The organism is Photobacterium sp. DNB22_13_2, assembly GCF_052873915.1.
Genome location: NZ_JBNNXU010000022.1, coordinates 19,478 through 33,176, shown reverse-complemented (window position 1 = coordinate 33,176; position 13,699 = coordinate 19,478). Strand labels below are relative to the sequence as shown.

At 48.9% G+C, this 13,699-nt stretch carries 12 protein-coding genes and 1 other RNA gene; 6 read left to right on the top strand and 7 right to left on the bottom strand.

Going from position 1 to position 13,699, the window contains the following annotated elements; all coding sequences use genetic code 11:
• Positions 1–3: 3 nt before the first annotated feature.
• The 4 genes from ssrS (at position 4) to serA (ending at position 3,267) form a co-directional block, all read left to right on the top strand.
• Positions 4–186: non-coding RNA, 6S RNA (gene ssrS, locus ACVA58_RS23115), on the top strand.
• Positions 187–268: 82 nt separating this feature from the next.
• Positions 269–871, top strand: coding sequence for a 5-formyltetrahydrofolate cyclo-ligase (locus ACVA58_RS23110; RefSeq protein WP_446512703.1), 603 nt, complete (start codon positions 269–271; stop codon positions 869–871).
• Positions 872–1,103: 232 nt separating this feature from the next.
• Positions 1,104–1,763 carry a ribose-5-phosphate isomerase RpiA gene (gene rpiA, locus ACVA58_RS23105; protein ID WP_446512702.1) on the top strand — a complete coding sequence of 220 codons (660 nt, stop codon included), beginning with the start codon at positions 1,104–1,106 and terminating at the stop codon, positions 1,761–1,763.
• Positions 1,764–2,037: 274 nt separating this feature from the next.
• The gene (gene serA / locus ACVA58_RS23100) at positions 2,038–3,267 is read left to right on the top strand and encodes a phosphoglycerate dehydrogenase (protein WP_446512701.1); all 1,230 of its coding nucleotides are present in this window, start codon (positions 2,038–2,040) and stop codon (positions 3,265–3,267) included.
• 120 nt (positions 3,268–3,387) lie between these two features.
• On the opposite strand, the gene ACVA58_RS23095 is transcribed toward serA, so the two are convergent.
• Together ACVA58_RS23095 and ACVA58_RS23090 are read right to left on the bottom strand one after the other, a co-directional pair.
• Positions 3,388–4,086, bottom strand: coding sequence for an oxidative stress defense protein (locus ACVA58_RS23095; protein ID WP_446512700.1), 699 nt, complete (start codon positions 4,084–4,086; stop codon positions 3,388–3,390).
• 110 nt (positions 4,087–4,196) lie between these two features.
• Positions 4,197–5,093: a LysR family transcriptional regulator ArgP gene (locus ACVA58_RS23090; protein ID WP_446512699.1), complete on the bottom strand. Its 897-nt coding sequence runs from the start codon at positions 5,091–5,093 to the stop codon at positions 4,197–4,199.
• Positions 5,094–5,270: 177 nt separating this feature from the next.
• On the opposite strand from ACVA58_RS23090, the gene ACVA58_RS23085 reads away from it, so the two are divergent.
• Positions 5,271–5,903, top strand: a complete 633-nt coding sequence (locus tag ACVA58_RS23085) for a LysE/ArgO family amino acid transporter (RefSeq protein ID WP_446512698.1) — start codon at positions 5,271–5,273, stop codon at positions 5,901–5,903.
• Positions 5,893–6,399 carry a YbaK/EbsC family protein gene (locus ACVA58_RS23080; protein WP_446512697.1) on the top strand — a complete coding sequence of 169 codons (507 nt, stop codon included), beginning with the start codon at positions 5,893–5,895 and terminating at the stop codon, positions 6,397–6,399. Before ACVA58_RS23085 ends, ACVA58_RS23080 begins: the two co-directional genes overlap by 11 nt.
• A gap of 41 nt (positions 6,400–6,440) precedes the next feature.
• On the opposite strand, the gene mscS is transcribed toward ACVA58_RS23080, so the two are convergent.
• The 5 genes from mscS to tkt form a co-directional block, all read right to left on the bottom strand.
• Positions 6,441–7,364 carry a small-conductance mechanosensitive channel MscS gene (mscS, locus tag ACVA58_RS23075; RefSeq protein WP_446512696.1) on the bottom strand — a complete coding sequence of 308 codons (924 nt, stop codon included), beginning with the start codon at positions 7,362–7,364 and terminating at the stop codon, positions 6,441–6,443.
• 278 nt (positions 7,365–7,642) lie between these two features.
• Positions 7,643–8,719, bottom strand: coding sequence for a class II fructose-bisphosphate aldolase (gene fbaA / locus ACVA58_RS23070; protein WP_446512695.1), 1,077 nt, complete (start codon positions 8,717–8,719; stop codon positions 7,643–7,645).
• A 146-nt stretch (positions 8,720–8,865) separates the two neighbouring features.
• Positions 8,866–10,029 carry a phosphoglycerate kinase gene (locus ACVA58_RS23065; protein ID WP_446512694.1) on the bottom strand — a complete coding sequence of 388 codons (1,164 nt, stop codon included), beginning with the start codon at positions 10,027–10,029 and terminating at the stop codon, positions 8,866–8,868.
• Between the two features lie 79 nt (positions 10,030–10,108).
• A complete protein-coding gene (epd, locus tag ACVA58_RS23060; RefSeq protein WP_446512693.1) occupies positions 10,109–11,185 on the bottom strand; it encodes an erythrose-4-phosphate dehydrogenase in 1,077 nt (358 codons plus the stop codon).
• Between the two features lie 274 nt (positions 11,186–11,459).
• The gene (gene tkt / locus ACVA58_RS23055; RefSeq protein ID WP_446512692.1) at positions 11,460–13,454 is read right to left on the bottom strand and encodes a transketolase; all 1,995 of its coding nucleotides are present in this window, start codon (positions 13,452–13,454) and stop codon (positions 11,460–11,462) included.
• Between the last annotated feature and the right edge of the window lie 245 nt (positions 13,455–13,699).

The window sequence follows — 13,699 nt, the reverse complement described above, 5'->3', positions numbered from 1 at the left end:
GAATTGACCCTGGGGTGTGCGTCAGCGGATTAACGTCCCCGAGCCGATAAGCAAAAACCCAGGATCAGCTTTGATTAGCTATTGAGCAAGCTCGGCCCGTACCGAGAAGCCTGCGGTTAATGTTGCTGATCCACCTTGAACATCTGGTTCAAGGGCCACAATGCGCAACGGCACCTTGGGGCATACCTTTTCAGATGCGCTTACGCAGCAAGTACTGCTGACAGCCATCGCCCTCTATTCCTCAGAACCTTTTGTCATTGGACGACCTATGAGATCTGCGGTACCTGCATCAGCCACCCGGCAGCAACTTCGCAAGCGAACCCGTGAACATCGACGTCAGTTAACATCCGTTCAGCAGACAGATGCCGCGCGCGATTTACTCGAACACTGCAAGCAGGCCAGCAGCCTACTACAAGCTCAGCATATTGCCCTCTATCTCGCCAACGATGGTGAGCTCGATACCACTCCTGTGATCGAATGGTTGTGGCAGCAAGGAAAAGAGGTCTACCTACCGGTACTCCACCCATTTAGCAAAGGCCATTTGCTGTTCCTCCACTACACGCCAACAACGAGGATGAACCGCAACTGCTATGGCATTCAAGAGCCAGTTTTGGATATCCGACTCGTCAAACCAGTCATTGAGCTCGATACTATCTGCACTCCTCTGGTTGCGTTCGACAATACCGGCCAGCGCCTAGGGATGGGAGGGGGGTATTACGACCGAACCTTGAGCCTGTGGCACAATGAACGACGTGGTCCGCGCCCCGTTGGTTTGGCCCATGATTGCCAACAAGTCGACAGCCTGCCGTTTGAAGCCTGGGATGTCCCGCTCCCCGAGATCATCACCCCGTCGTACCATTTTCACTGGTAAGTACCGATAAACAAGGCTTAAAAGCGGTGATATTGACAAAAAACCACCACCTAGACGCAATCGTTTGTCTTTTCTGTGCCACACCCCCCACCTTAAGCTTATGTTATTAATAGAATTGTCTTTTTCCTCCAACTTAGGTTGCATTTATCCGGCCAGATAAGGACTGACGCCAGACCGCTATTTGGCTATAATCAGCGCTCCGCGCAACGTTTGTCATCACTAGGAGATAAGCATGACACAAGATGAAATGAAGAAAGCTGCTGGCTGGGCTGCTCTAGAGTACGTAAAGAAAGGCAGCATTGTAGGTGTCGGTACTGGCTCGACGGTTAATCACTTCATCGATGCTTTGGCTACCCGCAAAGAAGAAATCAAAGGTGCAGTATCAAGTTCTGTCGCGTCTACCGAGCGTCTTGAGCAAATCGGTATCCCTGTATTTGATGCCAACGAAGTCTCTAGCCTAGATATTTATGTTGATGGTGCTGACGAAATCAACGGCGAATACGACATGATCAAAGGCGGCGGCGCAGCCCTGACCCGTGAAAAAATCGTGGCCGCGATTGCCAAACAGTTTATCTGTATTGTTGATGACACCAAGCAAGTTGATGTACTTGGTCAATTCCCGCTACCGGTTGAAGTGATCCCGATGGCGCGCTCATACATCGGCCGCGAATTAGTTAAACTTGGTGGTGATCCCGAGTACCGCGAAGGCTGTGTCACCGACAACGGCAATATGATCCTAGATGTCCACAACATGGCCATCACCGATCCGAAAGCAATGGAAGACTCAATCAACGCCCTACCGGGTGTCGTGACTGTTGGTCTATTTGCCCACCGCGGTGCTGATGTCCTGCTTGTCGGCAGCCCTGAAGGCGTGAAAAAATTCGAAAAGTAATCATCTAGCGCTTTTTTAGCTTGGTCTATAAGAAAAAAGGCGCTTTAAGCGTTACTCACTTTCAAAACGGCATAATATATGCCGTTTTTTATTATCAATCCTGTAATATTCTTACCCATTCTGGTCAATTTTTGATAACTTAACTGGCAGCATGTAAGCAAACCGAATGTGGTGCTCATGGATTGCCCGTATACAGGAAATCTATTCCTTCCTTTTCCTGCCTCTACCCAGCTCCCATGAGCCCCTCTGCCACCAGCGTTAAGGATGAGTATCAATGGCTAAAATTTCACTGGAAAAAGACAAAATAAAGATCCTGCTGTTAGAAGGCGTCCACCCTTCTGCAATTGAGGTACTACAGCAGGCTGGTTACAGCAACATCGAATACCACAAAGGCTCCCTTTCCGGTGACGAGCTGCTTGCCGCCATTGCCGACGCCCATTTCGTAGGCATCCGCTCCCGTACCCAGCTGACAGAAGAAGTCTTCAGTGCCGCACAAAAGCTGATTGCCGTCGGCTGTTTCTGTATTGGCACCAACCAGGTTGAACTGAGTGCCGCCGCCAAACGCGGGATCCCGGTCTTCAACGCCCCGTTCTCTAACACCCGGAGCGTGGCTGAGCTGGTACTGGGGGAGATCCTGTTACTGCTTCGCGGTATTCCTGAAAAAAATGCCAAGGCCCACCGTGGCGAGTGGTTCAAATCAGCTGACCAGTCTTTCGAAGCCCGTGGCAAGCGCCTCGGTATTATCGGTTATGGCCATATCGGTACCCAACTTGGGATCTTAGCTGAAAACCTCGGTATGAAGGTGTACTTCTACGACATCGAAAACAAGCTGTCACTGGGTAATGCGACCCAAATACCATCGATGACCGAACTGCTCAACAAATGTGATGTAATCAGCCTGCACGTGCCGGAAACCCCAGAAACCCAAGACATGATGGGGGTCGAGGAATTCGCTCGCATGAAACCAGGTTCTATTTTCATCAACGCAGCCCGTGGTACCGTGGTCGATATCGACTCACTGTGCAGCGCGCTGGAAAGCAACCATATTGCCGGCGCGGCAATCGATGTGTTCCCGGTTGAACCGAAAACCAACAACGATCCGTTCGAAAGCCCATTGGCCAAATTCGACAACGTATTGCTGACACCGCACATCGGTGGCTCAACCCAGGAAGCACAAGCGAATATTGGTATTGAAGTAGCAGGCAAGATGGCCAAGTACTCAGACAACGGCTCGACCCTGTCAGCGGTTGGTTTCCCAGAAGTATCCCTGCCTGAGCACAGAGAATGCTCGCGCTTGCTGCACATTCACGAAAACCGCCCGGGGATCCTCAACCAGATCACCACCATCTTTGCTGAAGAAGGGATCAACATCGCCGCCCAGTACCTGCAGACAGGCCCTGAGATCGGCTATGTGGTTATTGATGTCGAGACCGAACGATCGGAAGAAGCCCTGTCGAAGCTAAAACTGATCGACGGCACTATCCGCGCCCGTATCCTGCACTAATCACAAACGGTTACCAAGATCGAAAAAGGAGAGCTCAACGCTCTCCTTTTTACATCAAATCCTAGATGCGAGATCCTGGTTCCTAGGCGTAATATTCTAGGATCCAGACTCTAGGTTCTTTTACTCTTCCAGCTTAAACACCACTTCGACCCGGTCACGAATAATGATCTGGGTATCCTGGTAGCTGACGGCATTCTCCGGTGCAGCGTCCATCGCCATACGCATCATCATCGGGCGTGGTTGGCTTGCTTGATAAGAGATCTGCCATACCCCATCCAAGGATTCACCAAATCCTTTAGCCAGCGATTCCGCCTTGGCAATGGCATCTTTGATTGCCGCCTGGCGCGCTTGCTCCATATACTCGTTTTCGTTGCTAACCTTAAGCTCAATATTATTGATGCGGTTGATACCGTCGCCTAGAGCACTATCAAGATAGGTATTGAGGTTATCCAACGTATTAACCGTTACTGTCACATGGCGGCTGGCACGGTAGCCCTTGAGCTCCGGCTCTTTGTCTTTCGGATAGCGATACTGAGGTTGCAGGCTGATATTGGCGCTTTGGATTTGATTGCGATCCAGGCCCTGCTCAAGCAAGCGCGCCACAAATGCTTCAACGGCTTTATCCACTGCTTGCTTGGCGTCTTTTGCCGTTGGACGGATCTCTTCGACAGCAACGGCAAACACGGCCATATCAGGCTGTGCAGTGACCTCGCCGTTACCGGTTGTCTGCAAATGCGGAACACTCACCGTAGCTGCAGCCATGCCACTGGTACCCAACAAACCCAACCCTAACATTACTGTGACAAGTTGTTTTTTCATCTGGCCTATTCCTATTTTATTAATCTATTTTTTCATGCGTTGTCCATATGACAACGGTCAGAGACAAAAGATTCCCTTCTTTAGAATCTTTTTGTACATTGTTTTATATTTTATTGCGGCAAAACCTTCGCGGCGTACTGGGTCATCTGCTCAGATAAGTCAGACAATACCCCACTCTCCAATGCCCAGTGATGCCAGTACATTCTGCGGGTCAGGAAAATATCCGGAGTCAGGTTAACCAATGTACCAACATCAAGCTCCTGCTGGATTTGGATCCGAGGAATAAGACAATAGGCAATGCCTTCCACCGCCATCCTGACAAAGGCCTCCGACGAGCGTACCGTGTGCTTCATAACGCTGCCAAAAGGCAGATTGAAATGCTGATGGATAAATCGCTCGTGCATATCATCGTGATAATCGAATGCAACACCGGGTGCAGCCAGCAAGGTGTCACGGTTTACCCCTTGGGCAAAATACTTATTGGCAAAAGACGGGCTGGCCACACAGAGAAAATCCACCCTGCCAAGATAATCAGCCACACATCCCGGCATCGGGGTAGATTCCATACTGATCGCCCCAACCACCTCGCCACCGCGCAGTTTATCCAGTGTTCGGGATTCGTCTTCGATCATCAGGTTGAGCTCAATCCGCCTTGAGCGTAACAAAGGGCTCAGTGCCGGCAGCAGCCAAGTGGCCAGACTGTCGGCGTTGGTCGCGATAGACACCGACAATGGCTGACTGCTGTCATCCGGTGTCAGCTCGGGTAACAGCTCTTGCTCGAGCAGGCGCACCCGGCGATAAAGCCCCAGCATTTTCTGTCCAGCCGCCGTTGGCCGTGGCGGCTGCTCTCTGACCAGCATGGGTTGGGCCATCAACTTTTCCAACTGCTTGATCCGCTGTGACACCGCCGATTGGGTAATACATAAGTACTCTGCTGCCCGCTCAAATCCCCGTTGGGATATCACCGCATCAAGCGCTTCAATCCATCGATAATCCAGTCCTCGCATCTTTTTTTCACCTGCTTTGTATCTGCATCGCACGCTTATTAGAAAGTCTAATATTACATAAATCTTATTAGTTGTACTTAACAATAGCGGCAGGAGTATGCTTGCGCCAACACTTTCAACCCGGCCTCCCAGATACAGGGAGAAACCGAAATATTAATAAATAAGGTAAGCAGTAAAATGAGCATTTGGGCGTTATTACAAGGATTTGGACTCGGCGCATCGATGATTATTCCAATCGGAGCACAGAACGCCTTTGTCCTCAACCAAGGGATCAAGCGTAACCACCATCTCACTACGGCCACCGTCTGCAGCGTGCTTGATACCTTGTTTATCAGCTTAGGTATCTTCGGCGGCGGTGCTTTGCTATCCAGCAATGAAACCTTGCTGGCCAGTGTTACTGTCGGCGGGATCTTGTTCCTGACCTTTTATGGCTGCCTGTCATTAAGTAGTGCCCTGCGCAAGCCTTCCGAACAAGAGCAGAGCAAAGCGGTGTTGGCCCGCGGCCGCCGTGCAGTGATCCTCGGAGCACTGGCTGTCACCGTGCTTAACCCACACATGTACCTCGACACAGTGGTCATTCTGGGCTCTATCGGCGGCCAATTTGAAGGCAATGACCGAGTAGCCTTTGCCATCGGTACCATCTTGGCATCATTTGCCTGGTTCTATACGCTATCGCTGGGTGCCGCTAAATTAGGGCCGACATTGTCAAAACCCAAAGTAAAACGCGGAATCGACCTCGCCGTTGCCGCTATGATGTTCTTCATCGCCAGCCATCTGGTACAGGGATTATGGAGCCAATATGCAGTTTGAGAAGTTAGAACAAATTTACCTGAGTAATCTGGCCTTGTTTGGGCAAACCAGTGTCAGCTACCAACAATGGCAGCATGAAGCCATTTTGGATTATGAGACCGATGAGAAGATTGCTAACGAGCTTGGCTGGACAGCCGCTCCGACCAAGAGTCTGTTCATGCGCCTCAAGGGCGGTGGCCACAGCTTGTTGCTGACTCACCGCGACAGCCGGCTCGACAGCAAACTGGTCAAGCAGGTACTGGGAAAGAAAGTGTCAGTGTGCAGTCATGAAGAAATGGCTGAGGTGATAGGCTGTGTACCCGGCGCAGTCTGTCCGTTCGGCCTGCCAGAAGAGATCTCACTCTTGATAGATCCGATTCTTTACCAGCATGATGAACTGATGTTTACCCCGGGTAAACCGGAGCTAACCTTTGCTTTTGCCAGCCGCGATCTCGACAAACTGCTGGCGGCACTGCCCAATACAGTGATCCCATTGCCGACCGCTAAGATCGGATAAAAAATGGAGCCTTACGGCTCCATTTTTTATTGGTATCGATATTACTGCTCAAGGGCCTTGTTGAGGTGGACATCCATCTGCGGATACGGGATCCCGATGTTTTCTTTATCCAGTTCTTCTTTGATAGCCTGCATCAAATCGAAGTATACCGCCCAGTAATCAGCCGTATTCACCCAAGGGCGTACCGCGAAATTAACTGAGGAATCAGCCAGTGCCAATACACCAACCGTTGGCTCAGGATCTTTCAAGATACGCGCATCGGCTTCTATCACCCGAGTCAGCACCGCTTTGGTATGTTTGAGATCAGCATCGTAAGAAACACCTATCACCAAGTCGATTCGACGGGTGTTATGGCGTGAATAGTTGGTGATTGGGCCACCAATGACCCCCGCATTCGGTACTACCACCATTTTATTGTCTGGGGTTTTCAAGATGGTAGAGAACACTTGGATCGATTCAACCGACCCAGATACCCCACCAATCTCAACAAAATCCCCCGACTTAAACGGACGGAAAGCTACGATAAGTACACCGGCAGCAAAGTTTGACAGCGAGCCCTGCAAGGCCAAGCCAACGGCTAAACCAGCGGCACCGATCACAGCAACGACAGATGCCGTCTGTACACCGACACGGCCCAAAGCAGCAATCAGTACAATCACAAACAACAGATAGCGTACGAGCGATTGAAGGAATTCAACAACCGCCTCGTCCATATCTTTTCTGCGCAGCATTTTTGCCACGCCATTAGCAATACTCTTGGTGATGATATTACCAATAAACAGGATCAACAACGCAGACAGGATATTCACCCCGTACTGGATCAGTAATTCCTGATTGTCAGCGACCCAAGTGCCAGCACTGAGTACGCCATTGGTCAGATCATTATCTTTGATGGTATCCACTACCGTATCCGCAACATCTGTGACGGTATCCGTTACGGTATCTGTAACACTACTCTCACTCATACCTTTCTCTTCCTGCAAATATTATTTCCTTTCCCACAAAAAATAGCAGCGGGAGCACAAATAATCATAGGCTTAATTATGTAAATTACTTATGCAATCATCACTATAACAGTGATTTTCTATGAATAGGCCAGAATAACAGCCTTTTTTCGCGGCAAGATAATACTCCGGAGACTAAAAAAACACCAACAAAAATTTGCAGGCAAGCAAGCGTGAATGACAGGCACAAAAAAACCCGCCGAAGCGGGTTTTTTCTTAACTTAGCGCAGGACGTAAAATTAAAGTACGTCGATAGCGTTAAGGTCAGAGAATGCTTTCTCTAGGCGAGCAACCATTGAAGACTGACCAGCACGTAGCCATACGCGTGGATCGTAGTACTTCTTGTTTGGCGCAGCTTCACCAGTTGGGTTACCAATCTGGCCTTGTAGGAAGTCACGGTTTGCAGCTTCGTATTGACGAACGCCATCCCAGTTAGCCCACTGAGTATCAGTATCGATGTTCATTTTGATAACACCGTAACCGATAGACTCTTGGATTTCTGCTTCAGAAGAACCAGAACCACCGTGGAATACGAAGTTTAGTGCGTTACCAGCAATGCCGAACTTCTCTGCACAGTATGCCTGAGAGTCACGTAGGATAGTTGGAGTAAGAACAACGTTACCCGCTTGGTAAACACCGTGTACGTTACCGAAAGAAGCAGCGATAGTGAAACGAGGGCTGATAGCAACTAGTTTCTCGTATGCGTAAGCTACGTCTTCAGGAGAAGTGTACAGCTCAGATGCGTCCATATCAGAGTTATCAACGCCGTCTTCTTCACCACCAGTACAACCTAGTTCGATTTCTAGTGTCATACCCATCTTAGCCATACGCTCTAGGTACTTACCAGAGATCTCGATGTTCTCTTCTAGAGACTCTTCAGAAAGGTCAATCATGTGAGAAGAGAATAGAGGCTTACCAGTTTGTGCGAAGAATTCTTCACCCGCGTCTAGTAGACCGTCGATCCATGGAAGAAGTTTCTTAGCAGCATGGTCAGTGTGAAGAATTACTGGCACACCGTAAGCTTCAGCTACAGCGTGTACGTATTTAGCACCAGCAACAGCACCTTTAATCTGTGCTTCTTGACCTTCTAGCTTCAGGCCTTTACCAGCGAAGAATGCAGCACCGCCGTTAGAGAACTGAACAACAACTGGTGCTTTAACTTTTGCAGCAGCTTCTAGAACAGCGTTTACAGAGTCAGTGTTAACAACGTTAACCGCTGGAAGTGCGAACTTGTGCTCTTTAGCAATTTCAAAAACTTTCTGTACGTCGTCGCCAGAAATAACACCAGGTTTTACAAAATCGAAGATCTTAGACATAACAATAGTCCTATTTGCCTTGTTGTCTTATATAAACAAAAAACTGTGCAATCGTTTGCGAAGCGCCCATATTCTACAAAAACATGACATTATTCACAAACGATTAGTGCGGAAGTGCTTTGCCGGAACTCCCGCCCTCAAATTACTTAAGCTTTTGCACGCTCTTCTAGCATAGCAACAGCAGGAAGTACTTTACCTTCAACGAACTCAAGGAATGCACCGCCACCTGTAGAGATGTAAGAAACGTCAGCTTTGATACCGAACTTGTCGATAGCTGCTAGCGTGTCACCACCACCGGCTACAGAGAAACCTGCAGATTCAGCGATTGCTTTAGAAATACCAGCTGTACCCGCTTCGAAGTTCTTGAATTCGAATACGCCTACAGGGCCGTTCCAAAGGATAGTTTTTGCGTTGCCGATGATTTCAGCAAGAGCAGCTGTAGAATCTGGGCCAAGGTCGAAGATCATGTCGTCGTCTTGAACTTCAGAAACGTGCTTGATTTCAGCTTCGGCGTTTTCGTCGAATGCTTTTGCACATGCAACGTCAGTTGCTACTGGGATAGCACATTCTTTCATTAGTTTCTGAGCAGTTTCAACTAGGTCAGCTTCGTATAGAGACTTACCTACGTTATGGCCTTCAGCTGCGATGAATGTGTTCGCGATACCACCACCAACAACAAGTTGGTCAGCAATTTTAGATAGCGACTCAAGTACAGTTAGCTTAGTAGAAACTTTAGAACCACCAACGATAGCCACTAGCGGACGCTCTGGATTGTCCATTGCTTTGCCTAGTGCTTCTAGCTCAGCCGCTAGAAGAGGACCTGCACATGCTACTGGCGCGTGAGTACCTACACCGTGTGTAGATGCTTGCGCACGGTGAGCAGTACCGAATGCGTCCATTACGAAGATGTCACAAAGAGCAGCGTACTGCTTAGAAAGTGCTTCTTCGTTCTTCTTCTCGCCTTTGTTAAAGCGAACATTTTCAAGAACAACTAGCTCACCTGCGTTCAGCTCAAGGCCGTTCAGGTAGTCTTTTGCTAGTTTAACGTCGCAGTCAAGTGCGTCGTTTAGGTAGTTAACAACAGGCTGTAGAGAGAACTCTTCCGCGTACTCGCCTTCAGTTGGACGACCCAGGTGAGAAGTAACCATTACTTTAGCGCCAGCTTCTAGGCACTGCTTGATAGTTGGAAGCGATGCAAGGATACGCGCATCAGAAGTTACTTTACCGTCTTTCACAGGAACGTTTAGGTCAGCACGGATGAATACGCGTTTACCCGCAAGTTCCAGATCAGTCATCTTGATTACAGACATGGTTTGTCCTCTCAACATTAATTAATTTAAAATCAAAGTTTTTGTCGGCCCAGCGTCACTGCTAGGCCCTAATAATTCTTTATTGCTTATCGCAAACCGCTGAACTTTCCTCAATAACCACTTGGGTGGTTTCGGTCGCGTTCATTGCCAAGGCGGTGTCTAGCATCCGATTGGCAAATCCCCATTCATTATCACACCAGACCAACAGTTTAATCAGATGCTGGTTACTTACTCGGGTCTGAGTACCGTCGACAATCGCGCTATGGGGATCGTGATTGAAGTCTACCGAGACAAGCGGCACTTCGGTGTAATCCACTATGCCATCTAATGTACAACGAGATGCCTCGGCCAGTGATTGATTTACGTCATTAACTTTCACATTTGTTTTTACAGTGACACTCAAATCCATTGCGGTAACGTTAATTGTCGGTACGCGCACAGAGATCGCTTCAAATTTGTCAGAAAATTTCGGAAAGATACGACCAATACCCAGATGAAGTTTAGTATCAACAGGAATAATTGACTGGCTGGCAGCTCGAGTACGGCGTAAATCGCTGTGGTAAGCATCGATGACCTGCTGGTCATTCATCGCCGAGTGGATAGTAGTAATAGTACCGGATTCAATGCCGAAGGCGTCATCCAACACTTTAATAACAGGGACAATACAGTTGGTGGTGCAAGAGCCATTGGAGACAATATTGTGCTCAGGCTTGAGCGAGTCGTGGTTCACACCATAGATAATGGTATTGTCGATATCATTTGCAGCAGGATGGGAAAACAACACTTTTTTGGCGCCCGCTTTGATATGGGCTTCGCCGTCGGCGCGACTGCCAAAGATACCGGTGCAATCCAAGACAATGTCGACGTCTAGATCCTTCCAGGGCAGCAAGTGGATTTCGTTTTGGTGAAGAATACGGATACTGTCTTTCTCGCCGTTCCCATGAGCAATAAAAAGGTGCTCCTGGTCATGACTGACAGGCTTAAAAAAGCGTCCATGGCTAGTGTCATACTGGAGCAAATGAGCCATACCTTCAGGCTCAGCCAGTTCGTTGACCGCCACGACTTTGATGTGATGATCTTTACCGCTTTCGTACAGTGCCCGAAGCACACTGCGACCAATACGGCCAAATCCATTAATTGCGACTTTTAGTGTCATATCCGTGCTACAAAATTAATAAGCCGCGTTAGTGTATAACAAGCATCTCTGATAATCACCATAAATGTGAGCAGAGTCACCCATACCATTCATAATCTTTAATTTCAGAAGCTTAGTATCAAAACCTTGCAATTCAGCTGGTCATTACCAATAACCCTCAGCGTGACAAAGATCTCATTTCATATAAAAAAAGACCCCTGTTCGGGGTCTTTTTTTTAGCCTTCAAAATAAATCGCTACATGAACAGCACTCAGCGACTTAATTCTAATCAAGCTTATGCCAACACTTCTTTCGCCGTGTTAACCACGTTCTCGGTAGTGAAGCCGAACATCTTGAATAGCTCACCTGCAGGTGCAGATTCACCGAATGTCGTCATACCGATGATCTTGCCACCAAAGCCAACATACTTGTACCAGAAGTCAGCAATACCCGCTTCAACAGCAACACGTGCCGTTACGTCAGATGGCAATACTGCTTCACGGTAAGCCGCATCTTGCTTGTCGAACAAGTCTGTAGATGGCATCGACACTACGCGTACGTTCTTACCTTCAGCTGTCAGCTGGGCTGCAGCTTCAACCGCTAGCTCAACTTCAGAACCGGTTGCGATAAGGATAAGCTCCGGCTTGCCTTCACAATCTTTCAGGATGTAACCACCCTTGGCGATGTCAGCAACCTGTACATCTGTACGCTCTTGCTGTGCCAGGTTCTGACGCGAGAAGATCAGCGATGTTGGACCGTCTTTACGCTCGATAGCCAGTTTCCAAGCTACTGCAGATTCAACCTGATCACATGGACGCCATGTGCTCATGTTCGGCGTCAGGCGTAGAGAGGCAATTTGCTCAACCGGCTGGTGAGTCGGACCATCTTCACCCAGACCGATAGAGTCGTGCGTGTAAACCTGAATGTTCTGCACTTTCATCAGTGCCGCCATACGCATTGCGTTACGCGCGTACTCCATGAACATTAGGAAAGTTGCACCGTATGGTACGAAACCACCGTGTAGTGCAATACCGTTCATGATTGCGGTCATGCCGAATTCACGTACACCGTAGTGAATGTAGTTACCAGAGAAGTCATTTGCTTCTAGCGACTTAGAACCAGACCACATAGTCAGGTTAGAAGGCGCAAGGTCAGCAGAGCCGCCCATGAACTCAGGTAGCATCTGACCAAACGCTTCAAGCGCGTTTTGAGAGGCTTTACGTGATGCGATGTTGGCAGGGTTAGCTTGCAGATCAGCGATGATTGCGTTCGCTTTCTCTTCCCACTGTGCAGGTAGATCGCCATTCACACGGCGCTTGTACTCTGCAGCAAGCTCAGGGTGAGCCGCTTCATAAGCGGCGAACTTGTCGTTCCAAGCCGCTTCTTTCGCTGCGCCTGCTTCTTTAGCATCCCACTCAGCGGCAATGTTTGCAGGGATCTCAAATGGACCATGCTCCCAGCCAAGTGCAGCTTTCGTCGCGGCAATTTCTTCTGCGCCAAGCGGTGCACCGTGACAGTCATGCGTACCCGCTTTGTTCGGTGAACCGAAGCCGATAATCGTCTTGGTACAGATAAGAGTCGGACGTGGGTCCGCTTTTGCCGCTTCAATCGCAGCGTTGATCGCGTCAGCGTCGTGGCCGTCAACAGCTGGGATCACATGCCAGCCGTATGCTTCGAAACGCTTAGGTGTATCGTCAGAGAACCAACCTTCAACTTCACCGTCGATTGAGATGCCGTTGTCATCCCAGAAAGCAACCAGCTTGCCTAGGCCCAATGTGCCAGCAAGAGAACACGCTTCGTGAGAGATACCTTCCATCAAACAACCGTCGCCCATGAACACGTAAGTGTTGTGGTCAACGATGTCGTGGCCGTCACGGTTGAACTGAGCAGCAAGGGCTTTTTCTGCCATTGCCATACCCACACCATTGGTGATGCCTTGGCCAAGAGGACCCGTGGTCGTTTCAATACCCGGAGCATAACCGTACTCAGGGTGACCCGGTGTTTTTGAATGCAGCTGGCGGAAATTTTTCAGATCGTCGATAGACAGATCGTAACCAGTCAGGTGAAGCAGAGAATAAATCAGCATTGAACCATGGCCGTTTGACAAGATAAAACGGTCGCGATCAGCCCACTCAGGGTTTTGTGGGTTGTGGTTCATGTGGCCACGCCACAGTACTTCAGCGATATCAGCCATACCCATAGGTGCACCAGGGTGGCCAGAGTTAGCTTGTTGAACACCGTCCATGCTTAGGGCACGGATTGCATTAGCAAGATCTTTACGAGAAGACATGTCTGCTCCAGAAATTCGTAGACGTTGAGTATTCGGCTACCCTTACCATTAATGATTCAGGTTAACCGCAGTTCGGCGGGCGGGTATTGTCGCAAAGACTGGGCTATGACTGCAAACGATTTCCTGAGAAAAATAAGTTCTATATCAAGGTCATGGTAGCCGTATCACATCCGCATTCTAGGCAACTGACTGTAATAAAAGCGTTACAGGGGAAACGTTTGCTTTCTTTTAACAAAAATATCCCT

Bases quoted from the DNA above. Each gene is read 5' to 3' on its own strand.
- ACVA58_RS23110 (WP_446512703.1), top strand. From the start codon at position 269: ATGAGATCTGCGGTACCTGCATCAGCCACCCGGCAGCAACTTCGCAAG.
- rpiA (WP_446512702.1), top strand. From the start codon at position 1,104: ATGACACAAGATGAAATGAAGAAAGCTGCTGGCTGGGCTGCTCTAGAG.
- serA (WP_446512701.1), top strand. From the start codon at position 2,038: ATGGCTAAAATTTCACTGGAAAAAGACAAAATAAAGATCCTGCTGTTA.
- ACVA58_RS23095 (WP_446512700.1), bottom strand. From the start codon at position 4,086: ATGAAAAAACAACTTGTCACAGTAATGTTAGGGTTGGGTTTGTTGGGT.
- ACVA58_RS23090 (WP_446512699.1), bottom strand. From the start codon at position 5,093: ATGCGAGGACTGGATTATCGATGGATTGAAGCGCTTGATGCGGTGATA.
- ACVA58_RS23085 (WP_446512698.1), top strand. From the start codon at position 5,271: ATGAGCATTTGGGCGTTATTACAAGGATTTGGACTCGGCGCATCGATG.
- ACVA58_RS23080 (WP_446512697.1), top strand. From the start codon at position 5,893: ATGCAGTTTGAGAAGTTAGAACAAATTTACCTGAGTAATCTGGCCTTG.
- mscS (WP_446512696.1), bottom strand. From the start codon at position 7,364: ATGAGTGAGAGTAGTGTTACAGATACCGTAACGGATACCGTCACAGAT.
- fbaA (WP_446512695.1), bottom strand. From the start codon at position 8,719: ATGTCTAAGATCTTCGATTTTGTAAAACCTGGTGTTATTTCTGGCGAC.
- ACVA58_RS23065 (WP_446512694.1), bottom strand. From the start codon at position 10,029: ATGTCTGTAATCAAGATGACTGATCTGGAACTTGCGGGTAAACGCGTA.
- epd (WP_446512693.1), bottom strand. From the start codon at position 11,185: ATGACACTAAAAGTCGCAATTAATGGATTTGGCCGTATTGGTCGCAGT.
- tkt (WP_446512692.1), bottom strand. From the start codon at position 13,454: ATGTCTTCTCGTAAAGATCTTGCTAATGCAATCCGTGCCCTAAGCATG.